Source organism: Flavicella sp. IMCC45668, assembly GCF_057219105.1.
The window spans coordinates 1654401-1677177 of the sequence record NZ_CM170114.1 but is presented as its reverse complement, the minus strand read 5'-3'; the positions used below and the strand labels follow the sequence as shown (position 1 = coordinate 1677177).

Annotated in this window: 11 protein-coding genes; 9 read left to right on the top strand and 2 right to left on the bottom strand. The window is 34.7% G+C overall.

All coding sequences use genetic code 11. The features are described from left to right. The 3 genes from AC2DZ0_RS07065 to ligA all read left to right on the top strand — a co-directional run bounded on the left by AC2DZ0_RS07065 (window position 1) and on the right by ligA (window position 6924). Complete coding sequence (locus AC2DZ0_RS07065; RefSeq protein ID WP_484644610.1) at window positions 1-3216, top strand: efflux RND transporter permease subunit; 3216 nt, start codon at window positions 1-3, stop codon at window positions 3214-3216. Next, complete coding sequence (locus tag AC2DZ0_RS07060) at window positions 3206-4807, top strand: efflux transporter outer membrane subunit (RefSeq protein WP_484644608.1); 1602 nt, start codon at window positions 3206-3208, stop codon at window positions 4805-4807. Before AC2DZ0_RS07065 ends, AC2DZ0_RS07060 begins: the two co-directional genes overlap by 11 nt. A 116-nt stretch (window positions 4808-4923) precedes the next feature. Then, window positions 4924-6924, top strand: coding sequence for an NAD-dependent DNA ligase LigA (ligA, locus tag AC2DZ0_RS07055; protein WP_484644606.1), 2001 nt, complete (start codon window positions 4924-4926; stop codon window positions 6922-6924). 30 nt (window positions 6925-6954) lie between these two features. Here ligA and AC2DZ0_RS07050 read toward each other — a convergent pair whose 3' ends face one another. Continuing rightward, window positions 6955-8415, bottom strand: coding sequence for a carbohydrate porin (locus AC2DZ0_RS07050; RefSeq protein ID WP_484644604.1), 1461 nt, complete (start codon window positions 8413-8415; stop codon window positions 6955-6957). Between the two features lie 254 nt (window positions 8416-8669). Here AC2DZ0_RS07050 and AC2DZ0_RS07045 point away from each other — a divergent pair, with 254 nt between their 5' ends. The 6 genes from AC2DZ0_RS07045 to AC2DZ0_RS07020 all read left to right on the top strand — a co-directional run bounded on the left by AC2DZ0_RS07045 (window position 8670) and on the right by AC2DZ0_RS07020 (window position 19791). Continuing rightward, window positions 8670-12956, top strand: coding sequence for a hybrid sensor histidine kinase/response regulator (locus tag AC2DZ0_RS07045; RefSeq protein ID WP_484644603.1), 4287 nt, complete (start codon window positions 8670-8672; stop codon window positions 12954-12956). 133 nt (window positions 12957-13089) lie between these two features. Further along, a complete protein-coding gene (locus tag AC2DZ0_RS07040; protein ID WP_484644602.1) occupies window positions 13090-14610 on the top strand; it encodes a sulfatase family protein in 1521 nt (506 codons plus the stop codon). A 13-nt stretch (window positions 14611-14623) separates the two neighbouring features. Then, window positions 14624-16072, top strand: coding sequence for a sulfatase-like hydrolase/transferase (locus tag AC2DZ0_RS07035; RefSeq protein ID WP_484644600.1), 1449 nt, complete (start codon window positions 14624-14626; stop codon window positions 16070-16072). A 190-nt stretch (window positions 16073-16262) separates the two neighbouring features. Next, complete coding sequence (locus AC2DZ0_RS07030) at window positions 16263-16958, top strand: fibronectin type III domain-containing protein (RefSeq protein WP_484644599.1); 696 nt, start codon at window positions 16263-16265, stop codon at window positions 16956-16958. A 2-nt stretch (window positions 16959-16960) separates the two neighbouring features. After that, entirely contained in the window at window positions 16961-17959 is a 999-nt protein-coding gene (locus AC2DZ0_RS07025) for a Kelch repeat-containing protein (protein ID WP_484644598.1), read from the top strand. Between the two features lie 8 nt (window positions 17960-17967). Continuing rightward, the gene (locus AC2DZ0_RS07020; RefSeq protein ID WP_484644596.1) at window positions 17968-19791 is read left to right on the top strand and encodes an arylsulfatase; all 1824 of its coding nucleotides are present in this window, start codon (window positions 17968-17970) and stop codon (window positions 19789-19791) included. A gap of 65 nt (window positions 19792-19856) precedes the next feature. On the opposite strand, the gene AC2DZ0_RS07015 is transcribed toward AC2DZ0_RS07020, so the two are convergent. Beyond that, window positions 19857-22769, bottom strand: coding sequence for a glycoside hydrolase family 2 protein (locus AC2DZ0_RS07015; RefSeq protein WP_484644594.1), 2913 nt, complete (start codon window positions 22767-22769; stop codon window positions 19857-19859). Window positions 22770-22777: the final 8 nt, after the last annotated feature.

Here is a 22777-nt window from a genome sequence, read left to right as displayed (position 1 = left end):
ATGTCTGATAGTAAAGGGAATTTTTTCGTCCACCGTCCAATTGTTGCCATAGTAATAGCAATTATTATTGTTATTGTTGGGGCAGTTTCAGTAATAGGTTTGCCAATTGAGCAATATCCAAATTTAACGCCACCGATTGTAGAAGTTAGAGCGACTTATACCGGTGCAAATGCTACGAATGTAGAGGAATCTGTAGCAACTCCTTTAGAGCAGGAGATGAATGGTGTAGATAATATGATTTATATGAAATCTACCAATGCCAATGATGGTACTATGGTGATTCAAGTTTCATTTGACGTAGGTACAGATCCGGATATGAATACGGTACTTGCACAGAATAGGGTGTCTGCGGCTACTGCAAAATTACCGGCAGCAGTTACAAAATATGGGGTGACTACAAAAAAATCATTACCCAATATTTTGATGCTTATCTCATTAACTTCTGAAAACCCATCTCATAATGATCAGGATTTTTTAGGGAATTATGCTTTGATCAATATAAAGGATCAATTAGCTAGATTAAAGGGTATTGGTCGTGTAGATGTTATGGGAGCAGCCAATTATTCTATGCGAATTTGGATTAAGCCAGACAGACTTTCAAGATTAGGAATTACAGTTTCGGAAATGATTGATGCGATTAATCAGCAAAACTTAATTGTTCCTGGGGGAAAATTTGGAGCGGAACCTGCACCAGCAGGAACGGAGTTTACCTATACCGTGAGATTACCGGAAAGATTTAATTCACCTGAAGCCTTTGAGGAGATTGTAATTAGAACTAAATCTGATGGTTCTAATGTGAAAATTGGTGATGTAGCGAGAGTAGATTTAGGGGTGGAAACTTATAATATGATTCCTCGTTTAGGGGTCAATGCAGAAGGTAGAGATTCCATTCCAAAAGAATCAGCGATTGTAGCTTTGTATCAAGCACCTGGCTCTAACGCTGTGGAATTGGCTCAAAATGCGGTTAAAGAAATGGGGGAGTTATCTAAAGGATTTCCAGAAGGAATGAGTTTTGATGTTTCGTTAGATTCCACCTTACCGATTACTGCAGGTATTAAAGATATTATAGTTACTCTAATTGTAGCGTTGATTTTGGTAGTACTAGTGGTCTTTATCTTTATTCAGGATTGGAGGGCAACTCTGATTCCAACATTGGCTATTCCAGTTTCATTAGTTGGAGCCTTTATGTTTTTTCCTGCTTTAGGTTTTACAATTAACGTATTGTCATTATTGGGGCTAGTACTCGCCATTGGTATTGTTGTAGATGATGCCATTGTTGTTGTAGAAGCGGTTCAAGTGAATATTGCATCGGGTATGAATTCAAAAGAAGCCACATTAGATGCTATGCGTAAGGTAACAGCTCCTGTTATTGCAACAACATTGGTTTTAGTAGCGGTTTTTATTCCTGTAGCCGGAATGGCGGGTATTACTGGGTTACTCTATCAACAATTCGCAATTACTATTGTGGTTTCTGTAATTGTATCTTCGGTAAACGCCTTAACTTTGAGTCCAGCATTATGTAGTTTATTATTAAAAGAACCTAAACCTTATGGAGGCTTGTTAGGAAAATTCTTTGATGCTTTTAATAAATGGATGGGGAAGAGTACGGATTCCTACATGACTTATACTAGAATTATTTCTGGAAAGGTTAAGAGAGGAGCTATTTTTATAGTTATTTTGACTATTGGAGCAGGGATCTTCGGGAAAATGGTTCCAGGAGGTTTTATACCTGAGGAAGACATGGGGTATTTTTATGTAAACCTACAGCTTCCAAATGCTGCTTCATTACAAAGGTCTGATAAGGTTGCAAGTGATGTAGAGGCTATTTTGTTAAACTATCCAGAAGTGGAATATGTGACAAATGCAACAGGTTATAGTATGCTTTCTGGGTCTATGGCTTCTAATAATGGTTTTATGTTCGTAACCTTAAGAGATTGGTCAGAGCGTGAAGCTACGGTTAAACAGGTTATTGATAGGTTGAATGTAGAGTTGGCTCAGAAAATAAAGGGAGCGCAAGCTTTTGCCTTTGGACCTCCTGCAATTCCAGGATTAGGAAATGGATCTGGTTTTAGTATAATGGTGCAAGATAAGGGAGGTAACTCACCTGAATATCTTTCAGAAAACACCAATAAGTTTATCATGGCTGCAAATGCAAGGCCAGAAATAGGTCGTGCCTTTACCACTTTTCAGGCAACAGTACCTCAAAGGTATATGGATATTGATAAGGAGAAAGCTCTTAAATTAGGAATTTCATTAAATGAATTATATACCACAGTAGGGGCTTTTATGGGAGGAGCTTATGTAAATGATTTTACGAGGTTTGGTAGATTGTATAAAACTTATATTCAGGCAGAAAATGAGTATCGTGTAGATGAGTCTCAGATAGAGAACTTTTTTATTAAAAATAAGGATGGAAATATGGTGCCTTTGTCAACAGTAGCTACAATTACACCAATTTCTGGACCAGATTATACCACTCGTTTTAATTTATTTAGATCTGTTGAGGTAACCGGAGGGCCTGCCCCAGGATATACTTCAAAACAAGCAATGGATGCTCTGAAAGAAGTTGCTGCGGAGACATTACCCTCAGATATGACAACTTCTTGGAATGCGATGTCTTATCAAGAAAATAAGGCTTCTGGATCTTTAGGAACTATATTAACGTTTTCGTTGGTGTTTGTATTCTTAATTTTGGCAGCCCAATATGAAAGTTGGTCGTTGCCATTTAGTATTCTTCTAGGAACGCCTTTTGCTATATTTGGAGCATTGTTTGCTTTGTGGATTTCAAGATTGTTTAGTCCTTCTTTTGAGAATAATATTTTCGCTCAAGTATCTTTTGTGATGTTAATTGGGATGGCCGCTAAAAATGCCATTCTGATAGTCGAATTTGCCAATGATGAATTTCAAAAAGGGAAAAGTTTATTTGATGCGGCTCTTGAAGCGGCAAGATCTAGGTTTAGACCGATTTTAATGACTGCATTTTCTTTTATTTTAGGAGTTTTTCCTTTAGTAGTAGCATCCGGTACTGGTTCTGAAGCGAGAAAAGTGATGGGAATGGCGTTGCTTGGTGGAATGACCTTAGCTACATTTTTGGGAGTTTTCATGTATCCTATGTTATTTATCCTGATAGGAAAACTCGCGGGATATGAGAAAAAACGAGAGATGCAGAGATTGAATGAGTTAGAAACATCTAAAGAAGCTAATGATGAAAATTAATTTATCTACATATATAAGTTTGTTTGTAATAGGTTTGTTAATCTATTCATGTGCGGTTGGACCTAATTATCACAAACCTAAAGATCAGACCACCTCAGAATTCAGGTTTAAATCAAAAGACACTACCTTGACAGATAGTGTTGTGAATTTGAAATGGTGGGAGATTTTTCAAGACAGTGTCATTGATACCTTAGTTCGTCAGGCACTTGTGAATAATAAAAACTTATTAATTGCTGCGAGCAGGATAGAACAGGCAAGAGCCAATGTGAAATTCACCAACGCAGATAGGCTTCCGCAATTTTCGTATAATGCAAGTGCAGGAAGAAATATGGCGTTTGCAAATGTTTTTCCGGATAATAAAGGATTTAATAGTTTTAATGGAACTGTAAATGCAAGTTGGGAAATTGATTTTTGGGGGAAGTATAAACGTTCAACGGAATCGGCAAAGGCGGAGTTAATGAGTACTTTGTATGCGAAAAGGGCTATTGAAATTGCATTGATTAGTGAGATTGCGATTAATTATTTTAAGTTAATTGGCTACCGTACGCAATTAGATATTTCAAATAAAACGCTAGCGAGTCGTGATAGTACGTTGACAATAATTCAGAATAGATTTGATTTTGGTTATACCCACATTATCGACGTGAATCAAGCTGAAATTCAGAAGGCAATTGCACAGACAGCAGTACCTTATTACAAAAGGCTAATTGCGATTACTGAAAATAATTTGAGTGTACTTGTTGGTAAGATGCCTGACGATGTAAAAACAAAGGTGACTTATTATGATTATAAACTACCAGATTCTATTCCTATAGGAATTCCGTCTGAGGTTTTATTAAGACGACCAGATGTTTTACAAGCAGAACAAAACTTTAGAGTTTCGAATGCTAAAGTGGGGGTAGCACAGGCTATGAGATATCCTTCATTTAGTTTAACAGGTCTTCTAGGTTTAGGTAGTAATGAGTTGTCAACCGTGTTGGATAATGGATTAGGTTGGGGAGCTTCTGCAGGGATAACTGGTCCTATTTTTAATTTTGGGAAAAATAAAAAGAGGGTAGATATTGCCAGGGAAGTAGCAAAACAGTCCCTGTTATCCTATGAAAATACTGTGTTGAATTCAATGAAAGAAGTAAGTAACTCTTTAGTAGAGATAGAAACATTGAAAGAAGAGTTAAAAGCTAGACAATTAAGATTAGATGCTGCTAATAATGCAAGTAATTTGTCTAGTCAAAGATACTATCAAGGGGTTACTAGTTATTTAGAAGTTACAGAGAATCAACGTCAAGAATTTGATGCGGAATTATCCTATTCTGATAACTTTCAACAATTATTAACCGCTTATGTGAATTTGTATAAATCACTTGGAGGTGGATGGGTTTCTGAGGCGGAAATGGAAAAATATGCTGAGATCATTGCTGAAGAAAGAGATATTGAGTTGGATTCTATTAAAAGAGATACGTTGGTTTATATGGGGCAAATAGTAGATTATAAACTTACGAAAGAGGAAAAAGAACAACGAAAGCAACAGAAGGAGAAAGAAAAAGAAGCTTACAAGCAAAGAGAGAAGGAAGCAAAGAATTCCAAAAAATAATAAGAGAGAAAAGAACATCAATTTAGATGTTCTTTTTTTTTGATTATTTTTAAGTTTCAAATAGAAAATGTCTGATCATTTATTAGATTTGTATGAAATCATATATAAGAATATAAATGGGGCAGACAGTTGAAAACCAGATAGAGGAATTACGTGAGGAAATAAGAAAGCATAATTATAATTATTATGTGAAGGATATTTCAACTATTTCTGATTTTGATTTTGACATTTTGTTGAAAAAGTTAGAAGCACTAGAGCTAAAATACCCGCAGTTTTATGATAAAGATTCACCTAGCCAAAGAGTTGGTGGAGAAATAACCAAGAACTTCGAAACATTAGTACATAAAAATAGAATGTACTCCTTGGATAATTCATATTCCATAGAAGATTTAGAGGATTGGGAAAAACGGATCAAGAAAATAGTTGAAGGACCTATAGAATATACCTGTGAATTGAAGTATGATGGTGCGTCAATTAATTTAACCTATGAGAATGGCAGCCTAGTGAAAGCCGTAACAAGAGGTGACGGATTTCAAGGAGATAATGTTACGACTAATGTAAAAACGATCCGTTCGCTGCCTTTAAAACTAACAAAACCGTTTTTAGACTCCTTTGAAATTCGTGGAGAGATCATATTGCCTTTGGATGGCTTTAATAAAATGAACGAAGCTCGGGAAGCAGAAGGGGAAGATGTTTATGCTAATCCAAGAAACACGGCGAGTGGAAGTTTAAAGTTGCAGGATAGTACTGAAGTAGCCAAAAGGCCTTTGGATTGTCTTTTATATCAGGTTGTTGTGGATCGATCGAAATTTGAGTCTCATTCAGATATTCTTAATGCGGCTGCAGAATCTGGATTTAAAGTACCAGATACCATGACTGTTACAAAAAGTATTGAAGAAGTATTTGGTTTTGTGAACCGTTGGGATTTAGAGAGACATAATTTGCCTTATGAAACAGATGGAGTTGTAATCAAGGTAAATTCTTTAAGGCAACAAGAAGAACTTGGGTATACAGCAAAAGCGCCACGTTGGGCAATAGCCTATAAATTTAAAACTGAGCAACAAAGTACTGTGCTTAATGAAATTACGTATCAAGTTGGTAGAACAGGGGCAATTACTCCTGTGGCTAATTTGGAACCAGTTCAGCTAGGAGGAACAACAGTGCGCAGGGCTTCTTTACATAATGCGGATCAAATTGAAAAGTTAGATATTAGGATTGGAGATTTTGTATATGTAGAAAAAGGAGGAGAAATAATTCCTAAGATTGTTGGAGTTGATTTAGAGAAGCGACCTAAACATTCTATTGAGACTAAGTATGCTACAAATTGTCCGGAATGTAATGCTGAGCTTGTTAGGAAGGAAGGAGATGCAAAACATTATTGCCCAAATGAGTTTGGGTGTCCACCTCAAGTTACCGGTAGAATTCAACATTTTATTAGTAGAAAAGCAATGGATATTGATGGTTTAGGAGGTGAAACAGTTGAGCTTTTAAGGAAAGCAAATTTGGTCGCAAACTATGCAGATTTATACGATTTGACGGAAGAGCAAATTCTTCCCTTAGATAGAATGGCTGAGAAATCCGCTCAAAATATTGTTAGAGGAATTGAGAAATCAAGGGAGATACCGTTTGAGAAAGTATTATTTGCTTTGGGGATCAGATTTGTTGGAGAAACAGTCGCTAAAAAATTAGCCAAATACTTTAAAAATATAGATTCTTTATTTGCTGCTTCTTTTGAAGAGTTAATTTCCGTGGATGAAATAGGAGACAGAATAGCAGAAAGTATTGTGAATTTCTCTAAGGATGAGCAGAATCTTGAATTAATTGACAGGTTGAAAACTGCAGGATTACAGTTAGAGTTGTCTGCTGAAGTTCTAGAGAATCAATCTAGTCTACTTGAAGGAAAAATATTTGTGGTATCTGGAGTTTTTTATGAGCTAACAAGAAACGAATTGAAAAAAGCGATAGAAGACAACGGAGGTAAGGTTTCAAGTTCTATCTCTAAGAAAACAACTTATGTTGTGGCGGGAGATAAAATGGGACCTTCTAAATTGGAAAAAGCAACTAATTTAGGAATTACGATAATCTCAGAAGAAGATTTTATTTCAATGATTAAATAAAAAAAGGGAGCAATTATTTGCTCCCTTTTTTTAATTCCATAACCACCATTCAGTCTTTACACCAAAATAGGTACCCCAACTTCGCTTTCCTGTGAATTGAAGAAAAGGGGAATACAAATTGTCTTGCGCGTATTGATTATATTTTGCAACAGAAGCAACAAATCTAAAATGTGGTCTTGCCCATATACTTCTCTGTCCATTTGGCACAAAAACAGGAGCTATCGTGAATTTAGTCATGCTTGCTGCTGGATTATCACCATCACTTCTTCTTGAATAATGAAATTCAGTTATTAGGTGAAAATGGTCTGTGAAAAAATATTCATCTCTTGCTCCAATGGTAAAGTCGACTTTTTTATTGTAAACTTCTCTACCAAAATAGGTTTTTGATAGTCCGTTTCCTGGAGCACCACCTTTACTATACGTCATGATCACATATGGGTTGATGGTATTGTTTTCGGAAGTGTGAAATACAGAATGATTCACTATTGCAAGGGAATGTGCTCCTTTAAAAGTTCTAGAAATAGTGTCTGGTGCTCCAAAAGTAGCCCAGGTTTTTGAGACTCCACCATCACCACCATTTGCAATTCTTGTACCGTATCTTATTGTAAAATCATTAAATGAACCTTCTTTCATGTTTTTGAAATTAACATGATGTCTTGCACCAAAAACGAATCCATAATCTGAGTCGTAGTTATAAACAGGAACTTCAGGTTCTATTGGGTTGGTTGGTATGTCTTCTATTTCACTTGCATGAGCGTCTGGAATTCTGTGATATTCACCTAATAAAGTAATTCTATTTTGATCATTTAAATCAATATCATGTTCAGCAACTAAAACAGTTCTTTGCCTTAATGCTGCACTTGGAGTTCCTGTTTTAATGTTTAGATAAAAATAGGGAGGTACAGTTGATGTAGTATCTGTTGCGGTAACAAAGATAGCAGCAAGTCTTGTTTTCTTAAATTCAATACCAAAACCTTGGCCTGAATGGTCGTTAAAATAGAAATGATCTGCTACATGTACATCAGGTCCTCTATAAAGTCTTGATCCTATCCAAAAATTAATTCCTGTATTCTTAATATTTCTTGCTTGGACAAATAATTCAGGAATTGCAAACGTAAGTCCACCAAGACTTGATGTTGTACTGTTACCAAAGGAAGTTAAACTATTACTATAAACAGAAAGTCTAAGTTGCATGTTGATATACGTACTATCACCTTTTTGGGGTTTGAATTGTAAAGACGGGGCAAATTCTAAATAATCTTGCTCTTCCATACGCCCACCTATACTTCCCATATTGTTTAAGTTTAATCGACGTCCAATGGTTCTACCATGATCAAATGACCAATCAACACCAACTCTACCGTAAGATCCAACCGAAACAGCTTTGTTTGTGATATGGTCATAAGCGATTTGCGATTTTGTCGTAGATGTACTTAAAATAAGTGCAGTTAAAAGTACAAAGAGTTGAAAGTTAGCGTTTTTGAAATTCATCTTTTTTCGTTTAGTTAGCAGGATAAATATAAAGAAAATATACTGTGAATGTTAAAAAATGTTAATTTTTTGCTTTCTGTATTTCTGAAGGATTGGATGAGTTTTCTATTTTGTTTTGATTATTGATTGAAACCGTCTACATTTGTTTTTATTGAATAAATTTTAGCCTGCTGTAAGTTCATCAACTTTTGGCGGCGCATTTCTTGAAAAACGAGTCTCTCTCCAGACTGATTGAATTCTTTTGAATTATGAATATGATTGATTTTATACATAGAAGTTTTATTGGATGTAGGTTGTTTTGTTTTTTTATGTTGTTTTGTGTTTCAACAAGTATATCAGGACAAAATTCTATTGAGTTTGAGCATTTATCAACTGTTGATGGACTGTCTCAGAATGATGTAAATTGTATTTATCAAGATAAACAAGGTTTTATGTGGTTTGGAACCCATGATGGGTTGAATAGATATGATGGCTATAGTTTTAAGGTTTTTAAACCGAATCCTAATGATGTTACTAGTATCAGTAGTAATTTGATATGGTCTATTGCTGAGGATGAAAATGGAAATCTGTGGGTTGGTACCACAGGAAATGGTTTGAATTTATACAATAGAAAAACAGAGAAGTTCACCCGTTATATACATGATGATTTTAATAAACATAGTATTGTAGATAACACCATACGTGCAGTATTTAAAGATACTAAGAATAGGCTTTGGGTTGGAACTGCCAAAGGGATAGATATGGTGAATCTAGAAATGCCACAAGATTCCATAAAATTTAGACATTTTAAATTGTCTTCAAACGAAGTGGTGCTAGGAGGTAAAAATGCGAACAGTGTAAATCAAATATTTGAGGATTCTAATGGGCAAATATGGGTAGCAGGAGCAAAAGGCTTGCACAGACTGTCTCATGATGAAAACGGAAGTATTTATTTTCCTAGAGTGAACAGTATGATTGGTCTTCCAAAATTTACGCCTGTTAAGAATATTATTGAAGATTCATTTGGAAGGGTTTTAATATCTACCTCAAAAGGATTGTATAAATTACAGTTGGATCAAAATGTTTACAGAGCCGATAGATTTTCGGCCATGAGTTATGGAGAACTTGCAGTTGCGGGAGATTATTTATGGGCAGGAAGTAATAGAGGCTTAACTTATTTTAAAAATAATAAAAATCTAAAGAAACCTAAAAAAATAAAAGAGTTTACTTACAATCCCAGGTTTCCAACAAAAAGTTTAAGTAAAAACAATGTAACATCCATTTTTGTGGATAAAACAGGAATTGTTTGGATTGGTGTAAATGGTGGAGGTATAAATAAATATGATCCAACAAGAAAGCAATTTGAAACAGTTAGGAAAACGTTAAACCCTAAAAGTCTTAGCAATGATAAAGTAAGATCAATTTATGAAGATTCTAATGGTACCTTATGGGTAGGTACAGAAGGAGGAGGCGTAAATATGATGAGGAAAAACGCTGAAAAAATTGAAGAATTTGAATTTGTGAATTTCGGATTTAAATGGCCAGTATATTCCATCAAAGAAGTTGAAATTAATAAGAGGAAAATCTTATTGTTAGGCTGTCAAGGCCCTGTTTCTTTGTATAAAATAGATATCACTGAAGATAAAGAAATTACAAGATCTGACTTAATAAAGAACAATGACTTTAACAGTAGTTTATTCTCTATGGCTGATGATAGTTATGGGAATTTATGGTTTGCAACATATGGGGCCGGGATTTACAGATGGATATTAAATGAAGAGACCAATGATTTTAAGAAAGACATCCTTTCTTATAATAAAAACCAAGAAGGTAGTGTTTCAAGTAATATTATCAGAAAAGTTTTTATCGATAAAAATAAAAATGTTTGGTTTGGAACCGGGAATGGATTATGTAAATTGGATTCGGTTGAAAGTCTAAAGAAAAACCCTGTTTTTCAGGTTTTTAAGAATGATCCTAAAGATGCTTCGAGTTTAAGCCATAATTATATTTTAAATATTTTTCAATCTTCTACAGGAGACATTTGGATTGGAACTTTTGGAGGTGGTTTAAATAAAATGATAGAAGACCCTGAGTCGGGTAGTATTTCTTTTGAAGTTTATTCAGAGCTTAATGGATTGCCAAATAATGTTATCAAAGGTATTTTAGAAGATAATGATGGGAATTTATGGTTAGCCACCAATAGAGGTCTCTCTAAATTTAATCCAGTTAATAAAAGCTTTAAAAATTTTGATGTTAATGATGGACTTCAAAATGATGAGTTTGGAGAGTTAGCCGCTTGGAAAACGAAAGAGGGAAAACTTATGTTTGGAGGGGTGAGTGGTTTTAATATTTTTGACCCAACTACCATAAAAAATAATAAAGTTAGCGGTGAAACTGTAATTACTGGATTTTCAATTTTCAATAAACCTATCTCAATAGGAGAAGAGGTAAACGGAAGAGTAATCCTTACCAAAGCAATAAATGAAGTTGGAAAGATAGATTTAAAATATAGTGAAAATAGTTTTTCTTTTGAGTTTGCCTCCTTGCATTATGCAGCACCCAAGAAAAATATGTTTGCCTACAAGCTGGATGGCTTTAATAAACATTGGGTATATACAACCTCAGATAAAAGGTTCGCAACTTATACTAATTTAGAACCTGGAGAATATACGCTACAGGTGAAGGCCTCAAATAATGACGGGGTTTGGGATCAAACACCAACGAAATTAAAGATTAAGGTAATACCACCTTGGTGGAGTTCAAACTTAGCAAAAATAATATACCTTTTACTTTTTGCATTAAGTCTGTTTGGTTTCAGGAGATATACCCTAATAAGTTCTTCTAAGAAGCATGATCTAGAATTAGAACATTTAGAAAAAGAGCAACACGAGGAAATACATAGATTAAAACTAGAATTTTTCACGAATATATCTCATGAATTTAGAACTCCGTTAACCTTGATTCGTGGTCCGCTGGATTATTTAAGAAAAAAAGGTGATTCTATTTCTAAGAAAGAAGTATCTGAGCAGTATGAATTAATGTTTAAAAACGTGGATTATTTATTGCGTTTGGTAAATCAGTTGCTTGATTTTAGGAAAATGGATAAAGGTAAAATGGATTTGGTTCTTGGTGAGAGTGATATGGTTGCCTTTGTTGAAGGATTGGGAGAACCTTTCCAATTTTTGAGTTCAAAAAAGAAAATAAAATTTGAGATTTCCTCAGAAAAGAAGAGTATTAATTCATGGTTTGATTCAAATGCTTTGGAAAAGATTATTAATAATTTATTATCGAATGCATTCAAATTTACGCCTGAAAATGGTTCCGTTGAATTGATGGTTCATGATGGAGCTACATTTGAAATACCACAAGGAATTCAGGAAGTTGAACATCAGTCTAAATATGTGATCATTCAAGTTAAAGATTCTGGCCCAGGAATTCCTAAACATAGAATTCAGCATATTTTTGAGAGATTTTATACTCAGGTTGGGAAAGCAAATTTAGATATGAAAGGTACTGGTATTGGACTTTCGTTTACTAAAAAATTAGTAGAACATCATTCTGGTATTATTGATGTAAAAAGTGATCCTTCTTATGGAACTTCTTTCTTTGTGTTTTTGCCGAAAGATAAAGAAATGTATCATGTTTCAAAAGATGTAAGTTTTAGAGATGTTAATGAGAAAGAACCTCTTGTTGGCCAGGCTGATGCGGAGACGCATGTGATGGGAGTTTTGGATGATATTGTGGATCAAAATTTATCAAGATCAAGATCTCAATTACCGGTGTTGTTGGTTGTTGATGATAATCCTGATATTAGATCGTTTATCAAAAAAGGATTAGGTGAGAGTTATTATATTTATGAAGCAGAAAATGGTGAAAAAGGTTTTGAAGTTGCAAATAAGGTAATTCCAAATATAATTATTACCGATTTGATGATGCCAATAATGGATGGAGTAGAGCTGTGTGGAAAATTAAAAACGACAAAAGAAACAAGTCATATTCCAGTAGTTATGTTAACCGCTAAAACCTCAGAAGAGTCTGAAATTGAAGGGTTGAAAATTGGAGCAGATGCTTATGTTAGAAAACCTTTTGATATGGAATTGTTAGAGTTAAAGCTGTCAAATATTTTAAAACATAGACAGAAGTTACGAAAGGTTTTTAACAGGGAAATAGTCCTTCAACCGAAAGAAGTGACGGTAACTTCAACTGATGAAACATTCTTGCAAAAGGCTATAGAGATAGTTGAAAAACATATGATGAATTCAGAATTTAGTGTAGAGTTGTTGGTAAAAGAAATGGCTTTAAGTAGGAGTAATTTATTCTTGAAAATTAAAGAACTTACAGGTTTGTCCTCTAGTGAGTTTATAAGAAATATAAGACTAAAAAGAGCTGTTCAGTTATTAGAAAAAAGTGATTTGTCGGTGAAAGAGGTAATGTATATGACAGGGTTCAATACCGCATCCTATTTCTCTAAATGCTTTAAAAAACAATTTGGGGTGATCCCTAGTAAATATGTAAGACAAGCGGACCGTGACTCTAATGAAGGGGATGATAGTGCAACTTAAACCATTTGTATCGGTTTAAAGAACATATGTATTTTAATTATTAGTTTATAAAATCAATCTTTGTAGAGAAGATGTAAATTAATATTAATTGCTAATTTATACTCGCTTTTAAGCGAGTATTTTTTTGAGACATATGAGAATAAAAATTATAATTCTAGCTTGTTTTGTTTTATTGACAAGTTGCGGAAGTAAAAAAGAAAAGCAAGAGGTAAGTTCTAAACCGAATATCGTATTTGTTTTTACAGATGATCAAACGTATTCTTCTATTCATGCTTTAGGTAATAATCAAATTATTACTCCAACTATGGATTCATTTGTGACAGAAGGGACTACTTTCACGCATGCTTATAATATGGGATCTTGGAGTGGTGCCGTTTGTGCAGCTTCTAGAGCTATGATGAATTCTGGAAGATTTGTATGGAGAGCCAATGAATTTAGACAGAAATGGAAGAGTAACGATCCAACCTCATTTGATAAGTCTTGGTCAAAAGTTATGGAATCAGCTGGTTATGATACTTATATGACAGGGAAATGGCATGTAGATGCTCCTGCAGGAAAAGTATTTAAAAATGTAAAACATATTCGACCTGGGATGCCAAAAGATGCATGGGATCATTATGCAATGGTAGAAAAATTCAAAAAAAATCCAGAATACAAGAAAAATGGATCAGAGGCAATTATGCCCGTGGGATATAACAGGCCTCAAAATGAAAATGATACCTCTTGGTCTCCAACGGAAACCAAATTTGGTGGTTTTTGGAAGGGAGGAAAGCATTGGAGTGAAGTATTAAAAGATGATGCCATTGACTTTATTAATCAAGCAAAAACAAAGGAAACTCCGTTTTTTATGTATTTAGCATTTAATGCACCGCATGATCCTAGACAGGCACCTCAGGAATATCAAGATATGTATAAGGTGGAAGATATGGAATTGCCAAAAAGTTATATACCTGAGTATCCTTATCGTCATGATATAGCTAATAGCAACGATTTAAGAGATGAAGCATTGGCTCCTTTCCCAAGAACAGAGTATGCTATAAAAACTCATATTAAAGAATATTATGCGAGTATTACACATGTAGACGCTCAAATTGGATTAATTGTAGATGCGTTAAAGAAATCAGGTAAAATGGATAATACGTATATAATTTTTACTGCAGATCATGGATTGGCAATGGGAAGACATGGATTACTTGGGAAACAAAATTTATACGATCATAGTATGCGTCCACCAATGATTATCTTAGGGCCTGAAATACCTAAAAATAAAAGAGTTGATGCTGATGTCTATTTACAAGATGCTATGGCTACCGCCATTGATTTGACAGGGATTCAAAAACCGGAGTTTGTTGAATTCAATAGTTTTCTTGATTTAGCAAAAGGAAATGTAACTGAAAGTCATTATAAAGAAGTTTATGGAGCATATTTAAGTGTGCAACGTATGATCAGAAAAAATGGGTTTAAGTTATTGGTCTATCCAGAAATCGAAAAAGTGATGTTGTTTGATATGAATAGCGATCCTGAAGAAATGAACGATATTGCTCAATTACCGGAAAATAAAGAAAAGGTGAGAGCTTTATTTAAAGATTTGATAAGGCTGCAGAAAGAAATGGATGATCCATTAGATATTCAATCTATATATAAGAAACTTTAAAAGCTCATTTCAGATGTATAAAAATATTGTATTTGGTATGATTACTGGACTCGTACTTTTAAGTTGTGAGTCTAAAGAGAATAAAAATAAGTCTCATAAAACTTCTCAGAAACCCAATATTATTGTGGTCCTCACAGATGATCAAGGTTGGGCTGATGTTGGTTTTAATGGCGGAACCGATATTCCAACTCCAAATCTGGATGCAATTGCAAGTGAAGGTGTGATTTTTTCTAATGGTTATGTTTCACATCCTTATTGCAGTCCTTCAAGAGCAGGACTTTTAACAGGTAGGTTTCAAGCTCGTTTTGGGCATGATTGTAATATGCCTTATAATACCGTGAATGATGAAACGGTAGGAACTCCTTTGTCTGAAGTGATGATTTCCGAAGCATTAAAAGAAAAAGGATATAGAACAAGTGCTATCGGAAAATGGCATGTAGGAGATCATCCTGATTTACACCCTCCTAAACAAGGTTTTGACCATTGGTTTGGTTTTCCTGGAGGAGGTATGAATTATTGGGGAATATCAAACGGACCTTTACAAACTATTTTTAGAAATGGAGTTGAGGTGCCGCAAGAGGAATTATCTTATCTAACGGATGATTTTACAGATGAAGCAATTCGTTTTATTAATGAAAAAAATGACAAGCCTTTTTTTATGTATCTAGCATACAATGCTCCCCACGGTCCAAATCATGCCACCGAAAAATACTTGGATAACACAAAGCATATTGAGTATGGTGGAAGAAGTGTTTATGGTGCTATGGTGAATGCAGTGGATTATAACGTGGGAAGAATAGATTCAACTCTTGTTGCAAAAGGGATTAAAGAGAACACGATTTTAGTCTATTTAAGTGATAACGGAGGTCGTGGTGAATTTGCGGATAATCGTCCAAACAGGGGGTATAAAGGAATGTTGTTTGAAGGTGGAATCAAAGTTCCATTTTTCATCAGATGGCCTGAAGGATTAAAAGGAAATCAAGTATATTCAAACATGGTAAGTTCCTTAGATTTATTTCCTACTTTTTTGGATGCTATTGGAGAGGATCCGAAGCAAAGAAAACAATTAGATGGAGTTAGTTTGTTACCATATGTAAGTGAGCAAAAATTAGATAAGCCTCATGATTTATTATTCTGGAGGTCTGTTGGCGGTTATGAATATGCTGTTAGAAAAGGTGATTATAAATTGTATAAAAGTGCCTCCAAAGAGAAAACACTTTTATTTAATTTAAAAGCTGATTCGTATGAACGACATGATATTGCGGATCTTTATCCAGATATTGTAAAAGAATTAGAAAAAGAATACAAAAAATGGGATGCTGAAAACATTGAGCCAGGTTGGTTAGATCCGCATATTCCAAACTGCATTAAAGGACAAAAAAAGTGGGAGTTTGAAAGAAAAAAATCGACTTATACCATGAGTAAAAAACGTTATTCTAAAAAAAATAAAGAAGAACATTAAAATTTTATTTTTAATTGAAATAACAAGGAGTTTAGAATTTGAAATAATGAAGTTCAGTTTTAATTCAGTAAAAAGTACGCGATGGGCAGTGGTCAAAACCATATGTTATACTGAATCAAGGTATTGATATGTTGTTCATATGCAATCTATTTATAACTTTACTACTTAAAACCAAATTAAACTTTTGAAAATGAAATTATTGAAAAACCAAGTCGGAATAGTTACCTTAGTTCTGTGTGTTATTATAGCATCTTGTTCTAAAGATGATCCTGCTCCTGCACCCGTACCAGAACCAGCGGTTTTAGTATATCCATTAAATAATGAGGCTTGTGAACCAGGTTCTATTGAATCTGAGACAAGAGCAACCGTTTTGTTTGATTGGAATAAATCTGCTAATACAACGAGCTATAGAGTTTATTATAAAAACTTGGATACAAATGAAGAATTATCTGAAACTACTTCAATAGATAGTAGAGAAATAACCTTGACAAGAGAAACTCCTTATTCATGGTGTGTAGTGTCTAGTTCAAGCTCTTCCGAAGCTACCGCGAAAAGCGATGTTTGGCAATTTTACCTATCGGGGGATGGAGAAGTCAATTATGTCCCATTTCCTGCTAAATTAATAAGTCCAGAGTTTGAAGCAATACTAACAAATACTTCGGTAACATTAACTTGGGAAGGGAGTGATGCAGATAATGATATTTTAAATTATGATGTTTATTTAGACGAGAATGAAACTCCGACAACGAAGGTGGGAGATGCTATTACCGATTCTGAATTGGTTCAAAATTTATCTGCTGGTAAAACCTATTATTGGAAGGTAGTAACAAGAGACGAAATTGGAAATACATCCACTTCTGTAATTTCTAAATTTTCTATTAATTAAAGATGAATTTTTATAAAAAGCTTTTATGTATCGGGGTTAGTGTCATGTTCTTGACGGGATGTACTGGCTTACCTACGAAAGATAAACCAAAAGATACTACTCAATGGATGGCTGTTTTATCTTCAGATGGATCTGAGCCGATTCAAAGACATGAAGCAGCTTTTGTAAATGTGGGGACAAAATTTTATTTGTTAGGTGGCAGAGGAATTAGACCGGTTAGTATTTTTGACACAACAACTAAAACATGGTCAAAAGGGACTAAACCTCCTATGGAGTTCCATCATTTTCAACCTGTGGTGTTTGGAAATAAAGTTTATATCATAGGGGCTATGACAGGTAAATACCCGGGAGAAACTCCTGTGTCACATGTGTATTATTATAATACAATTAAGGATTCATGGCATAAATCTTCTGAAATCCCTGTTGAAAGAAGAAGAGGTTCTACTGGAAATGCTTTGAAAGGAAGTACGGTTTATATTACTTGTGGAATTGTAGATGGACATAGAGGTGGTCATCAAAAATGGTTTGATAGCTTTGATTTAGTTAGCGGAAATTGGAAGATTCTACCAGATGCACCTAGAGCAAGAGATCATTTTCAGGCGGTCTATTTGAACAATAAAATCTATTCTTTGGCCGGTCGATTATCGAAGGCACCTAAAAAAACTTTTTCAGAAACAATTGCTGAAGTCGATGTGTTTGACATGAATTTGATGAAATGGTCGACCCTGAAAGAGAATTTACCTACGCAAAGAGCCGGTAATATGGCACTAGCCTTTAAAGACGAGGTTTTGGTGATGGGTGGTGAATCGGCTACACAAGATTTGGCACATGCTGAGGTAGAGGCGTTGAATACTAAAAATAATACATGGAGAAGTTATCCTTCCTTACTTCAAGGTAGACATGGGACAGGAGCATTTGTTTTTAATAAGCATATTTATGTGGCTTCTGGCTGCGGGCATAGAGGTGGTTCTCCTGAATTACAATCAATGGAACAATATTAAATAAGAATATGAGAATAGTAAAATTAGCAATTGTACTTGTTGCTGCACTCGGGAGTTGCACATCTAACAAAGTTAAAAAATCAGATAACCCTGAAAAACCTAATGTGATTTTAGTGATTACTGATGATCAGGGATATGGAGATTTGGGAGTGCATGGAAATAAAATTATTAAAACCCCAAATTTAGATGCTTTTCATGGAGAAAGTTATCATTTAACTGATTTTCATGTTGGACCTACATGTGCACCAACAAGATCTGCTTTAATGACAGGTAGATATGCAAATAGCACTGGTGTATGGCATACGATTGGAGGTTGGTCCTTATTGAGAGAGCAAGAAAAAACTTTAGCAGATATGTTCTCAGAAGGTGGATACGTAACAGGTGGCTTTGGAAAATGGCACATGGGGGATAACTATCCATTTAGACCTGAACATAGAGGGTTTCAAAATACAGTGATGCATGGAGGTGGTGGTGTCCAACAAACTCCAGATTTTTGGAATAACACTTATTTTGATGATGTATATTTCAAGGACGGTAAACCAGTCCAGTATAAAGGATATTGCACGGATGTCTTTTTTGGGGAAGCTATTGAGTTTATCAAAAAGAATAAAGAAAATCCATTCTTTTGTTATATAGCTCCAAATGCGCCGCACGGTCCGTATAATGTACCTCTTGAATACTATAATATGTATAAAGATTTACCTGGTGATGTTTTGCAGGAGAAGCAAAAGCGTTTTTATGGAATGATCACGAATATAGATGATAATTTCGGGAAATTGCGAGAGACATTAAAAGAATTAAAAGTAGCTGACAATACGATATTAATTTTTATGACGGACAATGGAACTGCAGCTGGTGAGTATTATAACAAGAAGACAAAAGTAAGTACTGGATTTAATTCAGGAATGCGCGGTCATAAAGGAAGCCAGTATGAAGGTGGACATAGAGTTCCATTTTTTATTCATTGGAAAAATGGGAATATCTATAAATCAACAGACATTAATGAGTTGACGGGAGTTGTTGATATTATGCCAACTTTAGCGGAACTATGTGGAATTTCTTTACCTAAAGACCATCTTAAGATTGCTGGAGAAAGTATTGTTTCAATGTTGAAAAATCCTGAGCTTACAAATGACAGAATGCTTGTTACGGATTCTCAGAGAATTCAAAACCCAAAAAAGTGGAAGAGTTCTGCCGTAATGCAAAACAAATGGAGGTTGATCAATGGAAAAGAATTGTATAATATTTCAAATGATAAAGGACAAAAGAATAACATAGCAGATGCTAACCCAGAAAAAGTAGCTGAAATGCGTGCCTTTTATGAAGCGTGGTGGAAAGAAGTATCTGTGGATTTTGATAAGGAAATTTATTTTAAAGTAGGTTTAGATATTGAAAACCCTATAGCTTTGACTTGCCATGATATTCATGCAGATAATGGAAATCAACCTTGGAATCAAGTGGCTATTAGAAATGGGGATCAAGGAAAAGGTTATTGGTGTATAGATGTTAAAGAAACAGGGAAATACAAAGTTTCTTTGACGAGGTATCCTGCGGAAGCAAATCTTTTAATAAATACAACGGTTCCTGCAATTACTAAAGAAGATTTACCAGGATTGGAAAGAGAATTACCAAAAGGAAAAAATCTTGGGTATACTAAGGCATCTATCAACATAGGAAATCAAGTAAAAAGAGAAGTTGAAGTTTCGGATAACGATAAGAGTGCGGATTTTGTTGTAGAACTTACTCAGGGTAAGGCCAAAATGAATGCGAACTTTTATAACAAGAAGGGAGAAAAGAATGTTGCTTATTATGTTTATATAGAAAAAATATAATAAAGTATCCATAAACAAAAAAGGTCAACCATTCGGTTGACCTTTTTTTATTTCTAAAGTTGTTATTATTTCCATTCACTAAGTTCAAAGGCATTGATCCAAATACCTTTACCTTCAGTTCCGTTGTAGTTTATTATTACCGGATTTTTTCCGTCTGATTGTATTATCACGGTACTTGTTCCTGGTAAGTCCCACTGCATTTGTTTTCCTTCTGTAACAGTTCCTTTGACTGGTGATTCTCCAACTAAAGATGAAGAAGTGATCGTTAGGTTCTTTTCATAGGGTAATTTATAAGTGTTTAATGATTTTAATTTGTCCTTATTAGGGTCCATCAAATCAGAATTTGTTCTTGGAGCATGATGCCAAACTTTTAACTTATAATTTCCTTTTGGTAGATTTTCTAAAGTCAAATTGACACCTTCCTTACTTACTCCAATGGCTCCATCGCCATAGGCAAATCCATATTTACCAACAACATTCATTTCTCCCAACCATTTTACAAAACCTTCTTTATGAGCTGAGGTAATACTAATTTTAGCCTTTTCAAAAGATTTGAATTCATACGAGTTTGTTTGATCATTACTTCCATTCCAAAAATTCCATCCGAATTGGGTTAATTGATCTGGGGCTCCTAGATCTACTCTTTCGTTTTTAAAATCATACACCGTTATGGCATCTCTAGAAATGATATTAGCATTGCTTTCTGTGGAATAGGTTGTGATTTTGGCTGATTTCAAACCTTTTGATTTTGCATAAATGGAAATTTTACCAGGTTTAGAACCCGCTCTTACCAATGCCGGAGCAATTCCATATTCTGTAAACATTGGGTTTGCATTTATTTCGATATCATCACCAATAATTGAGGCATCTCCTTTGGTAGAAAATGTGATCTTTTTCTCAGAATCTGTAACAGTATTACCGTTTTTGTCAACAATAGTGGCGTATACCATTAAAATATCTGTTTGATCTGCAACAAAAGTCCTCCCTTCAATGTCTGCTCTTAATTGAATAGCATAAGGTTTGCCAGCAGTGCTTTTAGATGTTTGTAAACTTGATGCATCGTCAAAATATGCTTTCGCAGTAAGTTTACCTTTTTTGTACTTGATATTTTTAAATATAAATGGAGGGTGATCTAATCCAACATAACTTGTATCTGCACTTGGTTTGTCTCTAGCAATTGATTTACCATTCAATAGTAATTCTACTTCGTTTCCATTGCTGTAAACTGTAATTTCCTCTGTATTGGAATTCCATTCTTCTTTGATGTCAATAAACGGTTTCTCTAATAATTCTGATTTGTACCATTCTGCAGCTGGTCTGGGCTGTCTAAATATGGTCATCAAACCACTTCTAGTTCTATCTATAGAATCGTTAGCTTTAGGGTGAGTTGGATGAAAAGTATAATAAGCATGTGCGGTCCATGCAATTAACCCAGTCATTAACGGATCTCTTTTATAAGGGGCAACTGATTTGGCTCCTATGCGTCCTTCCATTGCAAATATAGGTTCTGTTCGGTCCCAGATAAAAGGCCCATAAAGCATATTGGCATTGATGTCGGTTAACCCAGAGGCTTGCCAACCAGTCCAACGTGCTCCCTGTGAGGCTGTCAGTCTATTTGGGTCTTCTTGCTTAATGGTGTTATGGATTCTTGGGACGTAACCTCTGTGATTCACACCTGCTCCCCACATGACAATAGAAGGGTGATTTCTATGATTTCTTACCATAGTTCTTGCCGCTTTTTCAACGTTGTCCCACCATTCGTCTTTTTGAGAAATAGAAATCCAAGTTGGAGCTTCTTCATATGCTAAGATTCCAAGTTCATCGCAAGCATCCAAAAGAGCATTGTCTTGCGGGTAATGTGCTGTTCTAATAATGTTAAAGCCAAATTCCTTGAATTGTAAAACATCTTTATAATGAAGTGAATTAGGAACAGCATCCCCTAGATATGGATATTGTTGATGTCTATTCATACCTAGTAATTTAATTGGTTTACCGTTCAAAAGAAACCCTCTTATTGGGTCTTGTTCGAATTTTCTTAATCCAATTTTATTTTCGATAAAATCTACTTCTTTTCCGTCTACTTCAATAACTGAATTTACACGGTACAGATATGGGTTTTTAGTATCCCAAAGTTCTACATTATCTTCTAAACTTCCTATTTGGTTGAATTGATATTCTTGTCCGGGTAATAATTCTTGTGTGTTTTCTAAATTTAAAACAACGATATGCTCTTTGTCAATAATACGTGTTCTGATTTTTACAGTAGTAGGTTTTGTGTTTTCGTTTTTTACAGCTGTTTTGATATCAATAGTAGCGTTTTTATTCACAGGGTCTATAGTAGGGGTGGTAATGTTTACCCCAGAGTTTAATGATTCCCAGTTAAAAGTAACATGTACTGGATTTGTTTCCACTAGATATACATCACGGTAAAGACCACTAAATTTAACATAGTCAAATGGACCAGGATCAGGAGGAACAATTTCATTTCTTCTATTATCAACTAATAATGTAATTTGGTTGATACTTCCTTTCTGAACGAACTCTGTAACATCGAAATGAAAAGGTGTATACCCTCCAATAGAATTCTGTCCTACGTGAACACCATTGATCCATAAATCAGTTACTTGATGTGCACCTTCAAACTCTAGAAATACCTTTTTGTTTGATTCCTGAATATTTAAGTTTTTTCTGTACCAACCAACCGTTCTATGAAAAACTAATTGTGTTTTTTCGTCTTGAAGTCCATCTAATGTTAAGGAGGTAAGTTTTAATGTGTGGGGAACGCTAATTTGTTCCCATTTGGAATCATCTAAGTTCTTTGTATATAATTTTTCATCAGGGTCGCCTAAATGAAACTTCCAATTTTGATTCAAACTTGTTTTTGTCCTATCAGTATTTGGGAAACCAAAAGGAAGCTCTTGACTTGTTGCGGATAAGCATACCAAGGCAAGTAATAATAATGCTGCGTTTTTTTTCATATTTATTA